Genomic DNA, 20,731 nt, shown 5'->3' on the forward strand with positions numbered 1-20,731 from the left:
CCCGACGCCCGCCCGTTCCACGGAGCAAGTGCGCCATGTCATCCGAAACACCCTGGCTGATCGACGAACTCGAAAACGCCGACATGCTGATCATCGACGACCTGCACGCGTGGCAGTTCGCGCTTGACGAAGCCGTGCTGGATCAGGCCGACGCAGCCGCCGAAGCCGACCAGCCGTTCTCCAGCGAGGCCACCTTGCTGACCATCGACCTAGTCGATGGCCGCACCCGCCGCCAATGGCAGTTCAGCTACAACCAGATCATGGAAGCCCAGCGCGACGCCGACGGCGAAAGCTGGCTGCTGGAAGGTCCGCACCGCCTGCAATGCCTCGCCGCCATCGGCGCTGAGGACGAGGCCGAGTAAACGCCGCCTCCCGTCCGCGGCCGCAAACGGCCGCGCTGCTGCCAGCCTTACCGCCACCCATTCGTTTCATAACCGGTCACCTCGCCATGTCACTTCTCGAACTGGTCGCCTCGCTGCTCGGCGTGATCGCCGTATGGCTGACCGTGCGGCAGAATCCCTGGTGCTGGCCGATCGGGCTGGGCATGGTGTCGCTGTATGCGTGGTTTTTCTTCGATGCCAGGCTGTACTCCCAGGTGCTGTTGCACGGCGTCTTCGCGGCGATGCAGCTGTATGGCTGGTGGGCCTGGACCCGCGGCGCCGATGGACACGGCCGGCGCGTGAGCCTGGCCAGCGGGCCGGAAGTGCTGGTCGGCATCGGCATGGCGGTGCTAGGCAGCCTGCTGCTCGGCAGCGCAATGGCTCGCTTCACCGAGGCGGCGTTTCCCTGGATCGATGCCAGCCTGACCGCCTTCAGCCTGCTCGCGCAGCTGTGGATGGCACTCAAGCGCCTGCAGTGCTGGCCGCTGTGGATCGTGGTCGATGCCTTGTTTGTCGGCTTCTTCAGCTTCCAGGGCTACTGGTTGACGGCCGGGCTCTACGCGCTGTTCACCGCGCTGGCGGTGATGGGGCTGCGTGAATGGCGTGCGACCCTGGTGGCCGCCCGATGAAGGTCGTCGTGCTCACCGGACCGGAATCCACCGGCAAGAGCTGGCTGGCCGATCGCTTGCGACGCCGCTTTGGCGGTCTATTGGTCGACGAGTACGTGCGTCACTACATCGAGCGGACGCAACGCGACACGACGCTGGCCGACATCCCGGCCATTGCCCGCGGCCAACTGGCCCGGGAAGACGCCGCACGGGCCGCCGCACCGCATCTGCTGATCCTCGACACCCATCTGCTGAGCAACATGCTCTGGAGCCGCACGCTGTTCGGCGACTGCCCCGATTGGCTGGAAGCCGAACTGCAGGCGCGCGAATACCACCAGCACCTGTTGCTCTCGCCCACAGGCGCCGAGTGGCATGCGGACGGCCAGCGCTGCCAGCCGGATCTAGACGACAGGCAGCGCTTCTATGAGCATTGCCGTGACTGGCTTCGGCAGCATCGGCAGCCGTTCGTTGAAATCGCTGGCGACTGGGCCGAGCGCGAACGTCAGGCAATTGCCTGGACACGAGCGCTGCTGGATGGCTGACCGCCTCAGCGGCTTGGCTGCCCGTCCCGGCGCAGCAGCAGGCCGATGGCGAGGATGACCAGCAGGCTGCCCGGCAGCCAGTGCCAACCCATGCGCGCGGGCTGATCGAAGAACAGCAACAGCATCGAGACGAAGGGCACCAGGTAGCTGTAGGCCGTTACCGCCCCGGGGGTCAGTGCGCTGGTGGCGCGCTGCTGCAGGAAGAAGGTCATCGCGCTGGAGAACACGCCCAGGTAGGTCACCAGCAGCAGGTCCAGCAGATTCATGTGCAGCAGCGCCGCCGGGCGCTCCCATATCGCCCCCATCAGGCCGATCAGCACAGCGCCCGCCACCAGGCTCCAGAAAGTGCGCAGGCCCGCCTGGGTCGGCAACGATCCGTTGGCCAGCCCCCATTTGCTGAGCACCGGATAGAGCGCCGAGGCGACGCAGCCGAAGAAGAAACCCAGCTCGCCGAAGCCCAGCTGCATCCCGGAGAAGTCGCCGCCGTTCTCGGCCCAGGCCAGCCCCAGAGCCCCGCTCGCCCCGAGCGCGAGGATGGCGAGCAGCCTGCCCGCGCGCTGTTCGACGCCCAGCCCCCGGCCGAGGCAGTACGCCAGCAGCGGCACGCTGACGAACAGGGTCGCCATGGACAGTGCACTGACCCTATGCGCCGCCCAGAACATGGTGCCGAAGAAGCCCGCCAGGCAGAGCCCCATGGCCGCGTAGAGCAAGAGGGTTCGCCAGCCCGGGCGCCCGTCGCTCTGGCGCCACGCCAGCGGCGCGAGTACCAGCGCGGCGATGCCGAAGCGCATCGCCGTCAGCAGCAGCGGGGGCAGCCCGTCACTGAGCAGCCCGACCGCGGGAAAGGAAAGCCCGACGAACAGCGCCCAGAGCAGCATGCCGAGATGGGCCTGGGTGACACGCTTGCGCTCATGGCCGCGTGTCGTCGCGCCTGCGCGCGGATCGTCTCGGCTGATGGTGGGCGCATGGCTGGGCTCTTGATAGCGATGACTCAAATCTTCGCTCCGGCGGGATGGTTTCGGGCTGGCGCGGCGTCTATGAACGCGACGCCGACCGTCGAATGACCTTAATGGAATAGGTGAGGTTCGGTTTGCGCGTCACGCTGATCGGGCGCCGAGTGACGGTGTCCAGGGTGATGTTCCAGAAACCCGAGCTTGGCGCGACGATCTTCGCTGGAAAACGGTCGAACGCACCGCCGTGGTAAGTGTGCCGGCCGCCATTCTTGAAGCTGCGAAAGTTCGCGTCGTTCATCAGACGAATATTGCAGGTCTGCGAACACTGGATAACGACGATGTCACCTTCTTCAAGGTGCTCGCGCTGGTGTATGAACTTCATCGACTGCTCCGACACGGTTTGCGGCAAAGCGCAGAACGATAGCATGCATACCGCTGGAACCGGCCTGCTGACGATCCCGGTCCGCGAAAGGCATGAAGCCCAAGTGGCTGACCCAGGACATCCTGCTTGGCGTGGCCATCGACATGTGGACGGGCGACATCGACGCTCGTATCGGTATCGCCCTGGGCCTAATGCGCTGAGGTTGACCGCGCTCGCCGCGAGCGGGTTGTCCTACGGACCGGGTTGTGTATGCTCTGCCGACCTGTCCGAAAGTCTGCTTCCTGCCATGTACAGCACGTCACGTCCCTGCTCTGTCAGCCTGCCCGCAGGAAGTCGGCTGCTGTTTCTCTTCGATACCGGATTGCTGGCCGTGTGGTGATGGCGCCCAGTCGCGCCTCCACCTGCACATCCATTTCCTGCTTATCGAGGTCCGCCGCCCATGTTCGCGGTTCGTAACACCGTTCAGATCGACGCTCCCATCGTGCGCAACGCGACCCGTTGCGGTTTCTTCATGGCCGGGTTCGGCCTTTCCGTCTGGGCGCCGCTGGTGCCCTATGTCCGTGAACGCATCGAGATGACCGATGCGGTGTTCGGTCTGTTGCTGCTGTGCATCGGGATCGGCTCGCTGACCTGGATGCCCATTTCCGGCGTCCTGGTGGCCCGCTGGGGCATTCGCCCGGTGCAGCTGTGCAGCGTCGCGTTGCTGGCCCTGGCGTTGGCCGGCATGGCGCTGACCGAGTCGATCGGGTGGTTGGGCCTGGCACTGTTCTGCTTCGGCGGCAGCCTGGGCGTCATCGATGTGATCATGAACATCCAGGCGGTGCTGGTGGAAACCGCTGTCGGGCGCCGGCTGATGTCCAATTTTCACGGCATGTACAGCCTCGGCGCCATCAGTGGTGCGCTGGTGCTGACCGGCCTACTGAGCCTGGGTCTGGCACCGGAGGTCGGTAGTTTCATGATGATCGGCGTGATCGTGGCGGCGAACCTGGGCATTGCACGCGGCTACCTGCCGAATCGGGCGCCCGGTGGCGGCCTCGCATTCGTCCGCCCGACCGGACTGGTGATGCTGGTCGGCCTGATGTGTTTCGTCGTCTACCTGGCTGAAGGTGCGGTGCTGGACTGGAGTGCGCTCTACCTGACCGGCGAGAAAGGCCTGGAAGTCGCCAGAGGCGGGCTCGGCTATGCGGCCTTCGCGCTGATGGTCACCATCGCCCGTTTCGCTGGCGCTCCGCTGGTGAACAGCCTAGGCACGGCGCGGGTCATCGCCTTCGGCGGCATGCTGGCGGCATTCGGCATCGGTCTGAGCTTGACCGCCGAGCACTGGGCGCTGGCATTGGTCGGCTATGGGCTGTGCGGCCTGGGGTGCGCCAACGTATCGCCCGTACTGATCTCCTCGTTGAGCCGGCAGGACGGCATGCCGGTGCAGCTGGCCGTCACCGTCGCCACTACCATCGGCTTTGCCGGCGTGCTCGCCGGCCCGGCGATGATGGGCATGGTCGCCCATTTCAGCTCGCTGGGCATGGCCTTCGCGCTGCTCGCCGTCCTGCTGCTCGGTATCGTGCCGTTCTGCCGTCGCTTCGCGGCGTGAGCCCGGCTAGAATGCGCGCCCTATGCGCATCCCCGACTTCCAGCAACGCCTCGCCGATATCGGCGCCAAGCCCCGTCATATCGGGCGGATGACCCGCGCCTGGCTCAAGGGCCTGCCGCTCGATGTCGGGCGGCGCCAACAGCAGGCCGAGGACTTCCTGCCGCTGAGCGTGCGCGAAGGTCTGCCGGCGCTGAGCCTGGAAATCGATGCACTGGCCCGCCTGCGCTCCGAGCACCCGGCCGCCGATGGTTCGGCAAGACTGCTGGTGGAGCTTGGCGATGGGCAGATGGTGGAAAGCGTGCTGCTACCGCGCGACGGGCTGTGCGTGTCCAGCCAGGTCGGCTGCGCAGTGGGCTGCGTGTTCTGCATGACCGGCAAGAGCGGCCTGCTGCGCCAGCTGGGTAGTGCCGAGATCGTTGCGCAGGTCGCCCTCGCCCGCCGCTTCCGCCCGGTAAAGAAGGTGGTGTTCATGGGCATGGGCGAGCCGGCGCACAACCTCGACAACGTGCTCGAGGCAATCGACCTGCTCGGCACCGAGGGTGGCATCGGCCACAAGAACCTGGTGTTTTCCACCGTCGGCGACCTGCGCGTGTTCGAGCGCCTGCCACAGCAACGGGTCAAGCCGGCCCTGGCGCTATCGCTGCACAGTACCGACGGTGCCTTGCGCCAGGCGCTGCTGCCGCGCGCACCGCAGATCGCCCCGGACGAACTGGTTGAGCTTGGCGAGACCTATGCCCGCGCGACTGGCTTCCCGATCCAGTATCAGTGGACGTTGCTCAAGGGCATCAACGACCACCAGGAAGAGATGGACGGCATCTTGCGCCTGCTCAAGGGCAAATATGCGGTGATGAACCTGATCCCCTATAACAGCCTGGAAGACGACGCGTACCAGCGGCCTGAAGGTGAGCGCATCGTGCAGATCGTGCGCTATCTGCACAGCCGCGGCGTGCTGACCAAGGTGCGCAACTCGGCCGGTCAGGATATCGACGGCGGCTGCGGCCAGCTGCGCGCCCGCGCCGAGCAGGTGCTCGGCCGCAGGCGGCCGCGCTGATCGGGCCTGAACCCACCTCGCCAACGGCTGTCGGAGGGCTGTAGCAGACGCCGTTTAGGTGTTCATCTCAGCAAGGAACGCGCAACACCGCATGCATACCCTGGAACAACTCGAACGTGGCGAACTGGCCGGCATCAGCCGCCTTGATCTTTCCGCCGGCCTTGACGTCTTTCCCGACGCGATCTTCGGCCTCGCCGACACGCTGGAAGTGCTGAACCTCTCGGGCAACCAGCTCGACAGCCTGCCAGCCGACCTATCCCGTCTGCGCAAGCTGCGTATCCTGTTCTGCTCGGACAACCCGTTCACCGAGGTGCCGGAGTGCCTCGGCGATTGCCCACAGCTGGAAATGGTCGGCTTCAAGGCCAACCGTATTCGTCATCTGCCTGCCGATTCCTTGCCGCCGGACCTGCGCTGGCTGATCCTTACCGACAACCAGCTGCAAGCCCTGCCCGAAGAGATCGGCAACTGTCAGCGCTTGCAGAAGCTGATGCTCGCCGGCAACCAATTGACCAGGTTGCCGCCGACCCTTGCTGAGTGCACCACCCTGGAGTTGTTGCGCATCGCCGCCAACCGGCTGCAGGTGCTGCCCGACTGGCTGCTGACATTGCCGAGCCTGAGCTGGCTGGCCTTCGCCGGCAACCCCTTCAGCGATGCCAGCGAGGCCGCGAGCCTCGCACGTCACTCACTACCAGCGATTGCTCGGGCGCAAGTCGTGCTGCATGAACAGCTGGGCCAGGGTGCCTCCGGCGTCATCCATCGCGCGCAATGGCAGGTGCCCGGCCAAGCGTCGCGCCCGATGGCGGCGAAGCTGTTCAAGGGCCACGTCACCAGCGACGGCCTGCCCCATAGCGAGATGGCTGCCTGCGTGGCGGCCGGCAGCCATGCCAATCTGATCGACGTCGCCGGCCCACTTGCCGACCACGCCGAACGGACACCCGGCCTGCTGATGGATCTCGTCGCTCCCGCCTTCCAGCCCCTGGCCAACCCGCCCTCGCTGGCCAGCTGCACGCGCGACTGCTATGGCGCCGAGCAGCGCTTCACCCTCGAACAGGTCCTGCGCATCGCCAGCGGCGTCGCGTCCGCCGTCGCTCACCTGCACCGCCGCGGCATCCTGCACGGCGACCTCTATGCCCACAACCTGCTGGTCGACCCGAGTGGCGCCTGCCTGCTCAGCGATTTCGGTGCGGCCTCCTTCTTCGAGCCGGACAGGGCAGCCGGACGGCGCCTCAAGCGCATCGAAGCCCGCGCTTTCGGTTGCCTGCTGGAAGAATTGCTGCAACGCTGCCCGGACACCGATCCACGTCAGCATGTCCTGCTGGATCTGCAACGACACTGCCTGAACGACAACATCGAGCAGCGACCGGACTTCGACCATCTGCATAGCCTTCTCGCCGCGCTCTGACGCGCATTACCGGAGCGACTACACCTCCATGACCTCACCCGAATCGGACGAGCCGCGCTCGCCCTATCCCAAGCCCTACGCCGACACTCCGCTGGATCAGGACCCATTCGTTCGCGGGCTCAAGCAGCGCCTCCCTGCGCACCTGCGTGATTCGTTCAATGAAGAGCAGCTCGCGGCATTGCGCGGTGTGTTTGGCGCGCGCTCCTGGGTCAAGCACCGGGTCGACCTGCGCGGCACGGTGCGGCTATGGCGCAACCACTACTATTTCGCGATTGTCGCCGGGCGCAACAAGCGCAACCTGACACGGCCACAGCAGAACCTTTCGCTGATGGCCAAGGCAGCGCTGGCGACTCTCTTCCTGCTGTTTTCCGCCTTGGTCGGGCTGGTAATCCTCTACCTGCTCAAATCCGCGCTGGGCATCAATCTGTTCCCCGATTTCTCCCTCGGACTCTGGGACTGGTTCAAGGAAAGCCTCTGACCTCCGGCGCCTTGGCGATTGCCAGGGCGCAACGCTGAATGGCGTCCGCAGAGTGGATCGGGGTTGATCGGAGTCAAACCGCGATCCGTGCTTTGGCAGAAAACTAGATGCGCTCTGACCTTCCCGAGCTTCTACAGGAGTTTGTGAAATGAACGACGCTTCGAACAAACCTGCAGTCAGTACGGATGAAAAGAAGGTGCCGACGGCACCGCAAGACCCATGGCGCCCCTTCGACACCCTGCGTCGACAGGTCGACCGGCTCTTCGATGAGTTCGATCGCCCCTGGCATCTGCCCTTCAGTCGCCACGGCCTGGAAACGGCACCTCTCTGGCAGGGCGGACCCAGCCGGATGCCGGCGGTGGACGTGGTCGAGAAGGAAAACTCGTTCGAGATCACCGCCGAGCTGCCCGGCCTGGACGAAAAGGACGTCGAGGTGAAGCTGGTCGGCAACAGCCTGGTGATCAAGGGAGAGAAGCGCCAGGAACACAAGGAGGACAAGGACGGCTATCACCTGTCCGAGCGCTCCTACGGCAGTTTCCAGCGCAGTTTCGCCCTACCGGACGGGGTTGACCGCGAGAAGATCGATGCCAAGTTCGGCAAAGGTGTATTGCGCGTTTCACTGCCCAAGCAACCCGGCACCAGCGACGCTGCGAAAACCATCTCAGTCAAGGCCGAATAACCAGCAAAAGGGCCGGCTGCCAGTTCTGTCGGCCCTGTTCTATTCGCCGATCCCGCGCGGTCAGCGATCCTCATCGATATTTGCTTACGCTCCGCCAACCTCGAATCGCTCGACTAGACTTCGGAAAACCCTGAACCGAGGCAGCCATGAACGATGAGCAGGAAAAGAACCTGACACTGCGGCAAATGCTCGGCAGCGTGCTGGCTGCGGCATTAGGCGTGCAGAGCGGCAAGAATCGGGCAAGAGACTTCCGCCACGGCAAGCCGAGTCATTTCATCATCCTAGGCGTCGGATTCACCGTACTGTTCGTACTGATCGTCCTGGGCGTGGTGAAGCTCGTACTTTACCTCGCGGGCCTGTAGGCCACGGCTACTGGTGACTGACCCAGAATATCGCCGTACCCACGGCGAGCATGATCAAGGCAAATATAGCCGCGGCGTCCACTACACTGTCGCGCTGGTCATTTCTCACGTGACTTCTCCTCTAACAGCTTTGATCGGCAGCCTCTCTTCACGCAGTTAAGACCAGCGATCGGGGTTGCTCAAGGTGCGTCGGCCGTAAGTTCATTTCGCTTGGTTTAGTTCTAAACATATTCCCAAACATCACTTTTGCGCATAACAACTAGCTGGTATCGTGCCGCCCTCCCTAAATGGGTGCGCGGCCGTGCGCGCGAAAGCTGTTGCAGCCTGAAAACAGGACATTTATGTACGTTTACGATCAGTACGACCAACACATCATCGAGGATCGGGTCCGGCAGTTCCGCGACCAGACCCGCCGCTTCCTGGCTGGCGAACTCGCTGATGAGGAGTTCCGCCCATTGCGCCTGCAGAACGGCCTGTACATCCAGCGCTATGCGCCGATGCTGCGCATCGCCGTGCCGTACGGTCTGCTTTCCTCGACGCAGGTGCGCAAGCTGGCCGAGATCGCACGTTGCTACGACAAGGGTTATGCCCATATCAGCACCCGGACCAACGTGCAGTTCAATTGGCCTGAACTGGAAGACGTACCCGAGATTCTCGCCGAGCTGGCCACCGTGCAGATGCACGCCATCCAGACCAGCGGCAACTGCATCCGCAATACCACCACCGACCAGTTCGCTGGCGTGGCCCGCGACGAACTGATCGATCCACGGCCGTGGTGCGAGATCATCCGTCAGTGGTCCACCTTCCATCCCGAATTCGCCTTCCTGCCGCGCAAGTTCAAGATCGCCGTCAACGGCGCCGTGAGCGATCGCGCCGCGATCGAAGTGCACGATATCGGACTGGAAGCAGTAAAGAATGACGTAGGCGAGCTGGGCTTCCGCGTTTCGGTCGGTGGCGGCCTCGGTCGCACTCCGATCGTCGGCAGTTTCATCAATGAATTCCTGCCGTGGCAGCACCTGCTGAGCTACCTCGATGCGATCCTGCGGGTCTACAACCGATACGGCCGCCGCGACAACAAGTTCAAGGCGCGCATCAAGATCCTGGTCAAGGCGCTCACGCCTGAAGTGTTCGCCGAGCGCGTGGATGCCGAGTGGGCGCACCTGAAGGACGGTCCGACGACGCTGACCGAAGCTGAAGTTCAGCGTGTCAGCAAGTTCTTCGTCGATCCGCAGTACCAGGCTCTGCAGGATCAGGACGCCGCCCTCGCCCAGCTGGACGCCGAACATCCCGGTTTCGCTCGCTGGCGCCAGCGCAACGTGGTCGCGCATAAGAAGCCCGGCTATGCAGCAGTCACCATGTCGCTGAAGACAACCGGCGTTGCGCCGGGCGATGTCACCGACAAGCAGCTCGACGCCATCGCCGATCTGGCCGATCGCTACAGCTTTGGCGAGGTGCGCAACTCCCACGAGCAGAACATGATCCTGGCCGACGTCGAACAGGCCAGGCTGTTCGAGCTGTGGCACGAATTGCGCGAACTGGGCCTGGCCACGCCGAACATCGGCCTGCTGACCGACATCATCTGCTGCCCGGGGGGCGATTTCTGCTCGCTGGCCAACGCCAAGTCGATCCCGATCGCCGAAGCCATCCAGCGTCGCTTCGACAACCTCGATTACCTGTTCGACCTGGGCAACATCGACCTGAATATCTCCGGTTGCATGAACGCCTGTGGCCATCACCATATCGGCCACATCGGCATCCTCGGCGTGGACAAGAAAGGCGCCGAGTTCTACCAGGTCTCGCTGGGCGGCAGCTCCGGCCGCGACGCCAGCCTCGGCCAGATCCTCGGCCCATCCTTCGCCCAGGATGCGATGCCTGACGTCATCGAGAAGATCATCACCGTCTACGTGGAGCAGCGTACCGAAGATGAGCAGTTCATCGATACTTTCCGCCGCATCGGCATTGATCCCTTCAAGGAGCGCGTCTATGCAGCGAATCATTAAGAACGACCAGCTGGTCGACGAAACCTGGCACCTGCTCCCCAAGGAGCAGACCCTGGACGACCTGTGCAACAGCGACGATCTGATCGTGCCGCTGCACCTGTGGCTCGATCATGCCCATGCGCTCAAAGCCCGTGACGGTGGCCTGGGTGTGTGGCTCGATGCCCATGAGCAGGTGGAGGATATCGCTGACGACCTGCAGTACTTCCAGGTCATCGCGCTGAACTTCCCGAGCTTCACCGATGGTCGTCACTACTCCAGCGCGCGCCTGCTGCGTGAGCGCTACGGTTACAAGGGTGAGATCCGCGCCATCGGCGATGTGCTGCGCGACCAGCTGTTCTACATGCGCCGCTGTGGCTTCGACGCTTTCGCCATCCGCGCCGATCGCGATCCCGTCGATGCCCTGGAAGGTCTCAAGGACTTCTCGGTGACCTATCAGGCCGCGGCCGACGACGAGCGCCCGCTGTTCCGTCGCCGTCAGATCTGACGGCAACGCCAGCAAGTGAAAAGCCCGCCTATTGGCGGGCTTTTCGTTGGCGTCACTGGTACATCCAGAAATTCGGATGTTCGACCGGTACCGGCACTGCAGCGGTCTTTTTTCCGGAAGCGATCTGTTTGATCTTTTCGGCCAGCTTCTTCATGAACGATTTCCTCGATTGCGGTCTGGAGTGGCGATAGATTCGACCAAACACAGCGCCCGAGGAAATTCATTGCCACTATCGTACCGATTGACCAGGCGAGGCTTCGTCACCCCTCAATCCAGACGCACCAGCACGCGCCCGACCTGACCGCCCGCCAGGATGCGCTCGATGGCCTCCGGCAGTTGCTCCAGATTGATCTCATGGGCCAGCTCATCGAGATTGGCCAGCTTCCATTGCAACGACAGCTTGTCCCACATGGAGGCCTTGACCACCAGCGGAATCTCCACCGAATCGACGCCCAGCAGGTTCACGCCGCGAAGGATGAACGGCAGTACGCTGGCCTGGAAATGCGTGCCGGCAGTAAGGCCACAGCAGGCCACGCTGGCACCACGCTGCAGTGACTTGACCACGTTGAACAGGATGTCGCCGCCCACGGTATCCACCGCACCATTCCACTGCTCCTTCAGCAAGGCTTTCTCCACGCCAGCCTGCAGCGCAGCACGCTCGACGATCTGCGTGGCCCCGAGGCGAGTCAGGAAATCGGCCTGGTCGGCCTTGCCGGTCACGGCAGCCACCTTGTAGCCGAGGCTGGCCAGCAACGCCACCGCAATGCTACCGACACCGCCGGTCGCACCGGTCACCAGCACCGGCGCGTCTCCTGGCTCGAGACCAGCCTGTTCCAGCTTGTCGACACACAGCGCCGCCGTCAGACCGGCTGTGCCGAGTATCATCGCGTCACGCAGCGACAAACCCTGCGGGCGCTTGATGACCCAAGCGGCCGGAACCCGGATGTACTGGCCGAAGCCGCCGGCGGTATTCATGCCCAGGTCATAGCCAGTGACGATCACTTCATCGCCCTCGGCGAATTCGGCCACGCTGGACGAGGCCACGACACCGGCGGCATCGATTCCCGGGGTGTGTGGGTAAGAGCGGGTCACGCCACGATTGCCGCTGGCGGAAAGCGCGTCCTTGAAGTTCAGCGATGAGTAACGCACCCGGATGAGCACCTCACCGGCTGGTAGGTCGTCGGTGGCTCGCTCGACAATCTTCGATTCGAAGCGCCCACCTTCGCTCTCGCTGACTTGTAGTGCCTTGAAGCTGCTCATCGCGGTTCCCCTTGTCATTGCCAAAAACGTTGTTCGTTCAGCCGGCTCCAGCCTTTCAGCAAGCCGTGCTCCATGATCGTGCTGGCCGCCATGCCGAAACGCTCCGGCAGGCTCTTCTTCTGTACGTAATGCAGCTGGAAGAGTTCAGCCTCCTGCGCGCGCTCGGCAAGATACTGATCGCTGGTCTTGAGCTCATCCGCCAGATGCTTGCCCAGCGCTGCAATGCCCAGCCAGACCTCACCCGTCGCGACATCGTCGATCGACAGGTTCTGGCGATAGCGGGCAACGAAGTTCTTGAACAGCTCGTGCGTGGTTTCCAGGTCTTCCTGGAATTTTTCCCGGCCCTTGTCGGTGTTCTCGCCGAATACGGTGAGGGTGCGCTTGTATTCGCCAGCGGTGAGCACCTCGAAGTCCACGTCGTGCTTCTTCAGCAAGCGGTGCACATTGGGCAGCTGCGCTACCACGCCGATGGAGCCAAGGATCGCGAACGGCGCCGTGAGGATACGGTTGCCGATGCAGGCCATCATGTAACCACCGCTGGCCGCGACCTTGTCGACGCAAACCGTCAGCGGCACACCGGCATCGCGGATGCGCACCAGCTGCGAGGCGGCCAGACCGTAACCGTGGACCATACCGCCACCGCTTTCCAGGCGCAGTACCACCTCATCCTGAGGCGTCGCCATGGTCAGCAGCGCGGTGATCTCATGACGCAGGTTGTCGACCGCCGACGCACGGATGTCGCCATCGAAGTCGAGCACGAACACCCGTGCGGGCGTCTCCGACTTCTTCGTCTGCTTGGCCGCCTTCGCCTCACGCTTGCGCAACGCCTTGAACTCGTCCTTTTCCAGCACCGCCTGCTCCAGGCGCTCGCGCATGGATTTATAGAATTCGTTGAGCTTGTGCACCTCCAGATGCCCACCACCCTGTTTGCTGCGTCCGCGTCGCATGGAAGCGAGCGCGATGAGCACGATCACGATAGCCACCACCAGCGTGACGGTCTTGGCCAGGAAGCTGGCGTAGTCGACAAGAAATTCCACGTATCCCCCTCGATGAGTTTCAGGCGTTCGCCGCAGCTCTTGACGCCGAGCCGCCAGCATACCGATGGCCCCTTGACTGAGCCAGTCGGCGGGATTCAAACAAACGTTCGAATTATCGTTGACACTCCGGAACGATGTCCCTACCCTCGCGAAAAAACAGTGCCGGCCGGAGCAGCAGCATGGGCAGTATCTACCTGATCAGACATGGTCAGGCGTCTTTCGGCGCAGAAAACTATGACGTGCTCTCCCCCCTGGGTTATCGCCAGTCCGAAGCGCTGGGCGATTACCTGGCGCAACTCGGCGTCAGCTTCGATCGCTGCCTCAGTGGCGAGCTCGATCGCCAGCAGGACACCGCCAAAGCGACCCTGGCCCGACTCGGTCCGCAACCCGATGTCGAAATCGATGCGGCGTTCAACGAATTTCATGCCGACGCGGTGATCCGCGCCCACCTGCCCGACCTGCTGAAGGTCGAGCCCAACGCCATGCATATCCTGCGCAACGCCGCCGATCATCGTGCCGACTTCCAGAGACTTTTCACCTATGTGGTCCATCGCTGGATCTCCGGCGAGCACGAGAAAGACGAACTGGAAAGCTGGCAGCATTTCCTCGATCGCGTAAGTGGTGGCCTGGAGCGGGTGCTCGAGCGGGCCGACAAGCGCGATCGCATCGCCATCTTCACCTCCGGTGGAACCATTACCGCGCTGCTGCAGCTGATCATAGGCGTACCGCCGATCAAGGCCTTTGAGATGAACTGGCAGATCGTCAACACGTCGCTCAGCCTGCTGAAGTTTCGTGAGCGTGACGTCGCGCTCGCGTCATTCAACAGTCATGCGCATCTGCAACTTCTAAAGAATCCGGAGCTCATCACCCATAGATGAGCCCAGCCCCAAGCGGCCCAAAGCTGCGTGTAACCATAACGAGCAAAAAGGAAACCCTCATGAGCAACGTCGCCGAAACCTTCAAAGGCATGCAGTCGAAGTTCAACCCCAGCGCCGCCGCCGGCCTGGATCTGGTGTTCCAGTTCAATATCACCGATGCCGAGAACTACTACCTGGTCGTCAAGGATGGCACCTGTGATCTGCAGCAGGGCGAGTCCAGCGATGCCAACGTCACCCTGATCATGGACAGCGAAACCATGCAGGGCATCGTCAGCGGCGAGACCGACGGCATGCAGGCCTTCATGGGCGGCAAGCTGCGCGCCGAAGGCGACATGATGCTGGCCCTGAAGCTCAGCGAGCTTTTCCCGGCCTGAATCTCAGGCGGCGGTCAAGAGACACCAAAAACCGAAGTCCCGACTTCGGTTTTTTTATGTCCAACGTAGCCGTGAATGGCGGATCAGGCAGCTTGATTGACAGGCAACACGCCGGCCAATAACGGCCAGCCGCGCTTGGTATCAGGCACCGCGAGCATTAGATTGTTGAATCATCTTGGGCACCAAACATAAGCAGAAGGGATAACAATGGCGCTTACAGATCAAAGCACCCCTGTCCGCACGGGTGAGGAATTGCCCGCCGATGTCATCGACCAGTACCTCAAGGCACATATCCCGGGACTGGACGGAACACCGCAGATTTCCCAGTTCCCCGGCGGCGCGTCGAACCTGACCTACCTGCTGCAATACCCCGGCCTGGATCTGGTGCTGCGCCGCCCACCGTTCGGCCACAAGGCCAAGTCCGCTCATGATATGGGCCGCGAGTACCGCATTCTCAATCAGCTCAACGCTGGGTTCCCCTACTGTCCCAAGGCATATGTCTACTGCACCGATGAATCGGTGATCGGCGCCGAGTTCTACGTGATGGAGCGCGTCAACGGCATCATCCTGCGTTCGGAACTGCCACCTGAGCTGAACTTCGACGAATCCCAGACCCGTGCCCTGTGCGAGAGCTTCATCGACAAGTTCGTCGAGCTGCACAACGTCGACTACCAGGCCTGCGGGCTCGGCGATCTGGGCAAGCCGGAAGGCTACGTGAAGCGCCAGATCGAAGGCTGGAGCGAACGCTACGAGCGCGCCATGACCCCTGACGCGCCAGCCTGGGAAGCGGTCAAGGCCTGGCTGAAGGACAAGATGCCGGCCGACCACCCAAAACCGGGGATCATTCACAACGACTACCGCTTCGACAACGTCATTCTCAATCCGGACAACCCGATGGAGATCATCGGCGTGCTGGACTGGGAAATGACCACCATCGGCGATCCGCTGATGGATCTGGGCAACACCCTGGCCTACTGGATCGAAGCCGACGATCCCCAGCCGATGCAGGCAATGCGCCGCCAGCCGAGTCACCTGCCCGGCATGCACACCCGCCAGGGCTTCGTCGATTACTACGCCCAGCGCGCCGGCATCGAGATCCCCTGCATCGACTTCTACTACACCTACGGCCTGTTCCGCCTGGCCGGAATCGTCCAACAGATCTATTACCGCTTCCATCACGGCCAGACCCAGGACAAGCGTTTTGCCCAGTTCATCCACATGAACAAGCTTCTCGAGCAAAAGGCGCTGCAAGTGATCGGGCAATCGAAGCTCTGACCCCACCCAATCCGTCTGTGGCCTGCCACAGAAACGAACAAGAAAGAGGAACGACCATGTCCAAGACCACCCTGTTCGACCTAGACGGCAAGATCGCCTTCGTTTCCGGCGCCAGCCGCGGTATCGGCGAGGCGATCGCCAAACTGCTCGCCCAGCAAGGCGCCCACGTAATCGTCTCCAGCCGCAAGATCGAAGGCTGCCAGGCGGTCGCCGATGCCATCGTCGCGGCTGGCGGAAAGGCCACCCCGGTGGCCTGCCACATTGGCGAGCTGGAGCAGATTCAGGCCGTGTTCGCGCAGATCCGCGAGCAGTTCGGCCGCCTCGACATCCTGGTCAACAACGCCGCCACCAACCCGCAGTTCTGCCATGTGCTGGACACTGACGTATCGGCCTTCCAGAAGACCGTCGACGTGAACATTCGCGGCTATTTCTACATGTCCATCGAGGCCGGCAAGCTGATGCGCGAGCACGGCGGCGGCAGCATCATCAACGTCGCGTCCATCAATGGTGTTTCGCCAGGCAACTTCCAGGGAATCTACTCGATCACCAAGGGTGCCGTGATCAACATGACCAAGGCGTTCGCGAAGGAGTGCGCGCAGTTCGGCATTCGCTGCAACGCCTTGCTGCCCGGCCTGACCGACACCAAGTTCGCTTCGGCGCTGGTCAAGAACGACTCGATCCTGCAGATGGCCCTGCAGCACATTCCGCTGAGCCGCGTTGCCCAGCCGAGCGAGATGGCCGGCGCTGTGCTCTACCTGGCCAGCGAGGCATCGAGCTACACCACCGGCGTGTCGCTCAATGTCGATGGCGGCTATCTGGCCTGATCCGACCAGCCAAATGAAAAAGGGAGCCGGAATGGCTCCCTTTTGTTATCCGCACGCTTACCAGTTCTTCAACGCTTCGGTCGCCGCTGCGTTCAACGGCCTGGCCAGCAGGCCGGTCGGTGCAAGCTCCACCGCATAGCTGGCGCCATCGGCGATCGGCATGTAATCGACGCTTAACACTTGCGGCTCGAGGAAATGCAAGTTGCGCCGTTCCAGCTGCAGCGACTGCCAGATATCCACCCCCAGCAGCTTCTCACTCAGCTCAACCTGCGCATGACGCGCCAGGTTCTGCTGTTCCACCGCCAGGTAACGTCCGGAGAGTCTTTCCAGGCGGTAGCCCGACTCCAGCCCGATAAGCTCAGCGAGACTTTTCCAGCGAAGCACATGCAGGTCGAGTTGCCAAAGATCGCCCTCAAGCACGTACGTTCGGGTTGTCTTTTCCTGTTCCAGGCTGACCTCATAACGCTGCGGCCCTACGGCCTGAAAGCGCAGGGTCGCCAGCGCCCGCGCATCCGGAAGCGCCGCATAGGTACTGATGTCGTAGCCGATCAGGCCAATCAGACCGGCAAGGGCGAGAGTCAGGAAGCCGCAGGTGCCTCTCAACCAACCCATCAGCCACTGCCCCCCCAGCAACAAGCGCAGCGCCACCAGCAACACGATCACTGCCAGCACGGCAACCACGATCGCAAGCCCAAGATATTGCATAACCAAGCATCCTTTTCATTGGGTGCGATATTATCCGCGGCCGCCGCCCGGGCAGCCAGAGCCGGCATGGGATGGGAGTCACGCGGCGGTACTGTTCTTGGTCGATCTTCTGATAGTTCAAGTTGTCGCCACTTCCGCGGTCGCGACCGCGGCATTATTCTCCGCTGTCCCTTTGCCCGGCGAGACCTGTATGCCCTTCGCACTTGAGCTCGCGCTCGATCCAACTACATTGTTGTTACTTTTCGCAGTCGCCTTCACCGCTGGGTTCATCGACGCCATTGCCGGCGGCGGTGGACTGCTGACGATTCCTGCATTGCTGACGGCAGGTCTGCCACCGCACCTGGTGCTGGGGACCAACAAACTGTGCGCCACCTTTGGTTCGGCGACCGCGAGCTACACCTTCTACCGACGCCGGCTTTTCGAGCCGGGTCTCTGGCGACGAGCGCTGCTCGGCACCGCCGTTGGCGCAACGCTCGGTGCATTGCTCGCGCAATACATGCCGGCAAGCTGGCTCAATCAGCTGCTGCCGCTGGTGGTGTCCGCCTGCGGCATCTACCTGCTGTTCAGCAAAGTGCCGGCGAAGGCTGCCGGCGATGCTGCGGAAATCGGTCGTCGACGGCAGTGGCCGCAGAGCCTCTCGCTCGGCTTCTACGATGGCGTCGCTGGGCCCGGCACGGGCGCTTTTTGGACCGTCAGCAGCATGCTGCTCTATCCCCTCGACCTGTTGCGGGCCAGTGGGCTGGCGCGAACGATGAACTTCGTCAGCAACGCCGTGGCATTGGCCGTTTTCGTCGTGGGCGGCCATGTCGCCTGGGTTCTGGGGATCGGTATGGGGCTGGCGCTGATGGCAGGCGCCTACTTCGGCGCACGCACGGCCATCGGCGGCGGCTCTCGCTTCATCCGCCCGGTGTTCATCCTCGTGGTACTGGCGATGAGCTTGCGCCTAGCCTGGCAGCACTGGTTCGGGGCGGCCTAGCCGACGCGCCAGGTACAGCTCGATCAGATAGCGCGCGATTGACTGGCGCGCGGGCAACGCCGGCAGGTTGTCGATATGAAACCAGCGTGCATCCTCGATTTCTTCGGGCTGCGGGACGATCTCGCCGCCGGCATATTCCGCATGGAACCCAAGCATGAGGGAATGGGGAAACGGCCAGCCCTGGCTGGCAATGTACTGCGGCGAGTGAATTTCCACCCCAACCTCTTCCCGCACTTCACGCGCCACACACTGCTCGACCGACTCACCCGGCTCCACGTAGCCGGCCAGCGTACTGTAGACGCCGGCTGCGAAGCGCGGTGAACGCGCCAGCAGCAGCTCGTCCCCACGGGTAACCAGAACGATCATGCTGGGCGAAAGCCGTGGGTAGTGCTGAACGCCACAGGCTGGACAGTACATGGCGCGCTCACCGGCTCGCGCCTGCATGCGCGACCCGCAACTGCCGCAGAAGCGATGCTGGCTGACCCAGGTGCCGATCTGCGTGGCGTAGCCGAGCAGGCGAAACAGGTCCTGGTCGGCCTGCTGCATGAATTGACGCAGCCCCTGCCAACGCGCACCAGGCACTTCAGCGGGAAAGTCCAGTTCGAAGAGAAAGACCGGCTCGCCATCGAAATGCCCGAGCCCCTGCTCGCTCAGCAGCGGCAGCTCCAGACGCTTGAGCCAGTCCCGTGGAAACAGCACGCCACTGTCGTCGACCAGAAACTGTTGCCGGCAATGCACCACCGCCCAGCCCCCCGCCAGCGAGGGATCGAGCAGCGCCGCCTGCCAGCGCAGACTCATCAGGCGGCGACCGGCATGCCCAGCGCGCGTACGCTCTCGCTGGCCAGATCGAGCACACTGAGGCGCGAATCATCGCGCCGCAGGACGGCACCACCCTCAAGGTAGTACTCGAGGCTGGTCAGGGCGTCGGCGAGGGTCTCGAGCAGCTGTTCGGGTGGCATCTGGTTCGACTCGAGCATGTGTTTCTGGATGAAATCGGCACAGGCACCGATCAGCTCGGCGGCACGTTCCTGTTCGAGGAAGCGCAAGCCGCCTCGGACGGCCTGCAGACTGAACGGCACGTTGGCCAAATGCAGCTTTTCCCCGTTCGACTCGAGGTAGGCGGTGATGGCACGCTTGGCCAGCGCCAGCCCTGCGGTCGCCTCGTCGATCACCACGATGCAGGCTTCGGTCAGCTGGTGGTTGGCGAACGCTTCCGCCTCCATGCCCGGCCGGGCGACCTGAGGCTTGTTCTCCCGCCGGTCCCCGCGCTCCAGGCTGGCGACCATGCTCTCGACGTAAAGCACCGCATCGGCCAGACGCTGGATCACTTCGGGGTCAGGCGTGCGTTCCAGGCTCCAGCCGGACACGTCGCCAAGTTGCGCCTGCAGCGTGCTCGCTGCCGAGGACAGACCAACCATGCCCAGGGTCTTGGCCAGCTTGCCCAACAGGTTGTGCAGGTTTGAATAGGCCTCTGCCTGGGCGGTGCCCCGCTCGATCAGATCCAGCAGATCTTTAAGGCTCGCCAATTCTTCGCGGATCGCCGAGGACAACGAGCGCATGACAGCCTGCCCGGGACCTGCGAGGCGCTGTGACTCATCCTCGAGCAGATGGTCGGTAAAGGGCAGCGGGCTCAGCGAGAAGATTTGGCGCACCTGGCTGGCGAGCGGTCCTTTGCTGTCGGCCAACGCTACGACGTACAACAGCTCCTTCAGCAGGCTACGTGGCGCCTCGTACGCAGGATTGCCGAGTACCTGCTTAAGCTCACGATCGAGCCTGGAGAATAGCTGCTTGCGCGACTTGCGTGGCAACAGCTGGCCATCCAGCTGAGACTCCAGGGCCGCACTGCCGATCCAGCACAGCCGACTGGCCGGCGTTTCGATGAAAAGGTGATCGAGGCGCGACAACGCGCGGCCCATGAGCTTCAGGCTGGCAGGCAGGTTCTCTTCGCGAATGAAGCCGAGCAGGCCGACCTGATACATCTGACGTAGTCGCCGCGCTTCGGCCGCCGGTGCGCCGCCCGGCCGCGGCGACACCTCTGTCGCGGGTCGCGCATGGTCGAGCCGAACGCTGAAGAAGAAGCTCTCCGGCAACGGAGGCTGGGTGCAGGCCTGACGCAACGCATTGATCGCCGGGAGCAACAGCTCAGGAATCTCCTGACGGCTGGCATCGACACTCTCCAGGTAGCGGCGCAGTACATAGAGCGCGTTGCTCAGCGCAGCGAGCTGAACGTCACGGTCTTCGCCCGCGCCGACGGGAATGTCGGTAGCCAGTTGCAGGATTTCCTGTGCGAGGAGTTCGGCGCCGGTCAGCTCGATCAAGTTGAGCGTGCCGCGTACCTGCTTGAGATTCTCGACCGCCTGTTGCAACAAGCCGCCGTTGTTGCGATCGATGATGAAATGCTCGAGGCTCTGCTCGGCCTCCTCCATGGTGGCGAAAAGCTCGTCACGGACCAGACCGAGAGAAGTTGCTCCAGTAACCATGCCTAGTGCGCCT

The 20,731-nt window shown here is 63.1% G+C and carries 23 protein-coding genes; 16 read left to right on the forward strand and 7 right to left on the reverse strand.

All coding sequences use genetic code 11. The annotated features are described in order from the left end of the window. Nucleotides 1–35 precede the first annotated feature (35 nt). The 3 genes from OUY36_RS12015 (at nt 36) to OUY36_RS12025 (ending at nt 1,530) form a co-directional block, all read left to right on the forward strand. Nucleotides 36–362 carry a DUF5629 family protein gene (locus OUY36_RS12015; protein ID WP_267934452.1) on the forward strand — a complete coding sequence of 109 codons (327 nt, stop codon included), beginning with the start codon at nt 36–38 and terminating at the stop codon, nt 360–362. Between the two features lie 86 nt (nt 363–448). Continuing rightward, entirely contained in the window at nt 449–1,009 is a 561-nt protein-coding gene (gene pnuC, locus OUY36_RS12020) for a nicotinamide riboside transporter PnuC (protein WP_267934453.1), read from the forward strand. Beyond that, complete coding sequence (locus tag OUY36_RS12025) at nt 1,006–1,530, forward strand: AAA family ATPase (RefSeq protein ID WP_014596776.1); 525 nt, start codon at nt 1,006–1,008, stop codon at nt 1,528–1,530. The genes pnuC and OUY36_RS12025 overlap by 4 nt, the downstream gene beginning before the upstream one ends. A 5-nt stretch (nt 1,531–1,535) precedes the next feature. Here OUY36_RS12025 and OUY36_RS12030 read toward each other — a convergent pair whose 3' ends face one another. After that, nucleotides 1,536–2,525, reverse strand: coding sequence for a DMT family transporter (locus OUY36_RS12030; protein ID WP_126477992.1), 990 nt, complete (start codon nt 2,523–2,525; stop codon nt 1,536–1,538). Nucleotides 2,526–2,565: 40 nt separating this feature from the next. Next, nucleotides 2,566–2,910 carry a DUF1883 domain-containing protein gene (locus OUY36_RS12035; RefSeq protein ID WP_169917797.1) on the reverse strand — a complete coding sequence of 115 codons (345 nt, stop codon included), beginning with the start codon at nt 2,908–2,910 and terminating at the stop codon, nt 2,566–2,568. Nucleotides 2,911–3,304: 394 nt separating this feature from the next. On the opposite strand from OUY36_RS12035, the gene OUY36_RS12040 reads away from it, so the two are divergent. The 8 genes from OUY36_RS12040 to OUY36_RS12075 all read left to right on the forward strand — a co-directional run bounded on the left by OUY36_RS12040 (nt 3,305) and on the right by OUY36_RS12075 (nt 10,909). Next, a complete protein-coding gene (locus tag OUY36_RS12040; protein WP_267934454.1) occupies nt 3,305–4,453 on the forward strand; it encodes an MFS transporter in 1,149 nt (382 codons plus the stop codon). 22 nt (nt 4,454–4,475) lie between these two features. Then, a complete protein-coding gene (locus OUY36_RS12045; protein ID WP_267934456.1) occupies nt 4,476–5,504 on the forward strand; it encodes an RNA methyltransferase in 1,029 nt (342 codons plus the stop codon). A 91-nt stretch (nt 5,505–5,595) separates the two neighbouring features. Beyond that, nucleotides 5,596–6,906 carry a leucine-rich repeat-containing protein kinase family protein gene (locus OUY36_RS12050; RefSeq protein WP_267934457.1) on the forward strand — a complete coding sequence of 437 codons (1,311 nt, stop codon included), beginning with the start codon at nt 5,596–5,598 and terminating at the stop codon, nt 6,904–6,906. 28 nt (nt 6,907–6,934) lie between these two features. Beyond that, nucleotides 6,935–7,384: a hypothetical protein gene (locus OUY36_RS12055; RefSeq protein WP_063540608.1), complete on the forward strand. Its 450-nt coding sequence runs from the start codon at nt 6,935–6,937 to the stop codon at nt 7,382–7,384. Nucleotides 7,385–7,532: 148 nt separating this feature from the next. Further along, the gene (locus OUY36_RS12060; RefSeq protein ID WP_267934458.1) at nt 7,533–8,063 is read left to right on the forward strand and encodes an Hsp20/alpha crystallin family protein; all 531 of its coding nucleotides are present in this window, start codon (nt 7,533–7,535) and stop codon (nt 8,061–8,063) included. A 146-nt stretch (nt 8,064–8,209) separates the two neighbouring features. Then, nucleotides 8,210–8,425 carry a DUF2970 domain-containing protein gene (locus tag OUY36_RS12065; RefSeq protein WP_063540609.1) on the forward strand — a complete coding sequence of 72 codons (216 nt, stop codon included), beginning with the start codon at nt 8,210–8,212 and terminating at the stop codon, nt 8,423–8,425. Between the two features lie 341 nt (nt 8,426–8,766). Then, nucleotides 8,767–10,425: a nitrite/sulfite reductase gene (locus OUY36_RS12070; RefSeq protein WP_267934459.1), complete on the forward strand. Its 1,659-nt coding sequence runs from the start codon at nt 8,767–8,769 to the stop codon at nt 10,423–10,425. After that, nucleotides 10,409–10,909, forward strand: a complete 501-nt coding sequence (locus OUY36_RS12075; RefSeq protein WP_063540611.1) for a DUF934 domain-containing protein — start codon at nt 10,409–10,411, stop codon at nt 10,907–10,909. The genes OUY36_RS12070 and OUY36_RS12075 overlap by 17 nt, the downstream gene beginning before the upstream one ends. 267 nt (nt 10,910–11,176) lie before the next feature. Here the strand turns inward: OUY36_RS12075 and OUY36_RS12080 are convergent, their stop codons facing one another. Further along, entirely contained in the window at nt 11,177–12,169 is a 993-nt protein-coding gene (locus OUY36_RS12080) for a YhdH/YhfP family quinone oxidoreductase (RefSeq protein ID WP_063540612.1), read from the reverse strand. A 14-nt stretch (nt 12,170–12,183) separates the two neighbouring features. Next, nucleotides 12,184–13,206 (reverse strand): protease SohB, encoded by a 1,023-nt coding sequence (sohB, locus tag OUY36_RS12085; RefSeq protein WP_125869195.1) that lies wholly within the window; start codon nt 13,204–13,206, stop codon nt 12,184–12,186. 179 nt (nt 13,207–13,385) lie between these two features. On the opposite strand from sohB, the gene OUY36_RS12090 reads away from it, so the two are divergent. The 4 genes from OUY36_RS12090 (at nt 13,386) to OUY36_RS12105 (ending at nt 16,557) form a co-directional block, all read left to right on the forward strand. Then, nucleotides 13,386–14,084, forward strand: coding sequence for a histidine phosphatase family protein (locus tag OUY36_RS12090; protein ID WP_156245791.1), 699 nt, complete (start codon nt 13,386–13,388; stop codon nt 14,082–14,084). 59 nt (nt 14,085–14,143) lie between these two features. Then, entirely contained in the window at nt 14,144–14,458 is a 315-nt protein-coding gene (locus OUY36_RS12095; RefSeq protein WP_003296758.1) for an SCP2 sterol-binding domain-containing protein, read from the forward strand. A gap of 207 nt (nt 14,459–14,665) precedes the next feature. Beyond that, nucleotides 14,666–15,733 carry a phosphotransferase family protein gene (locus OUY36_RS12100; RefSeq protein ID WP_110776857.1) on the forward strand — a complete coding sequence of 356 codons (1,068 nt, stop codon included), beginning with the start codon at nt 14,666–14,668 and terminating at the stop codon, nt 15,731–15,733. A 56-nt stretch (nt 15,734–15,789) separates the two neighbouring features. Next, entirely contained in the window at nt 15,790–16,557 is a 768-nt protein-coding gene (locus OUY36_RS12105; protein WP_011913370.1) for an SDR family oxidoreductase, read from the forward strand. Nucleotides 16,558–16,614: 57 nt separating this feature from the next. Here OUY36_RS12105 and OUY36_RS12110 read toward each other — a convergent pair whose 3' ends face one another. Next, on the reverse strand, nt 16,615–17,262 hold the full coding sequence (locus OUY36_RS12110; RefSeq protein WP_156245792.1) for a hypothetical protein: 648 nt from the start codon (nt 17,260–17,262) through the stop codon (nt 16,615–16,617). A gap of 190 nt (nt 17,263–17,452) precedes the next feature. On the opposite strand from OUY36_RS12110, the gene OUY36_RS12115 reads away from it, so the two are divergent. Further along, nucleotides 17,453–18,238, forward strand: coding sequence for a TSUP family transporter (locus OUY36_RS12115; protein ID WP_156245832.1), 786 nt, complete (start codon nt 17,453–17,455; stop codon nt 18,236–18,238). Here OUY36_RS12115 and nudC read toward each other — a convergent pair. Both nudC and OUY36_RS12125 read right to left on the reverse strand, forming a co-directional pair. Beyond that, entirely contained in the window at nt 18,206–19,036 is an 831-nt protein-coding gene (nudC, locus tag OUY36_RS12120; RefSeq protein WP_125869190.1) for an NAD(+) diphosphatase, read from the reverse strand. The two genes, OUY36_RS12115 and nudC, sit on opposite strands and share 33 nt — an antisense overlap. Continuing rightward, nucleotides 19,036–20,718, reverse strand: coding sequence for a hypothetical protein (locus OUY36_RS12125; RefSeq protein ID WP_063540620.1), 1,683 nt, complete (start codon nt 20,716–20,718; stop codon nt 19,036–19,038). The genes nudC and OUY36_RS12125 overlap by 1 nt, the downstream gene beginning before the upstream one ends. Between the last annotated feature and the right edge of the window lie 13 nt (nt 20,719–20,731).

The organism is Stutzerimonas sp. R40042 (assembly GCF_026642215.1).
Lineage (GTDB): Bacteria > Pseudomonadota > Gammaproteobacteria > Pseudomonadales > Pseudomonadaceae > Stutzerimonas > Stutzerimonas frequens.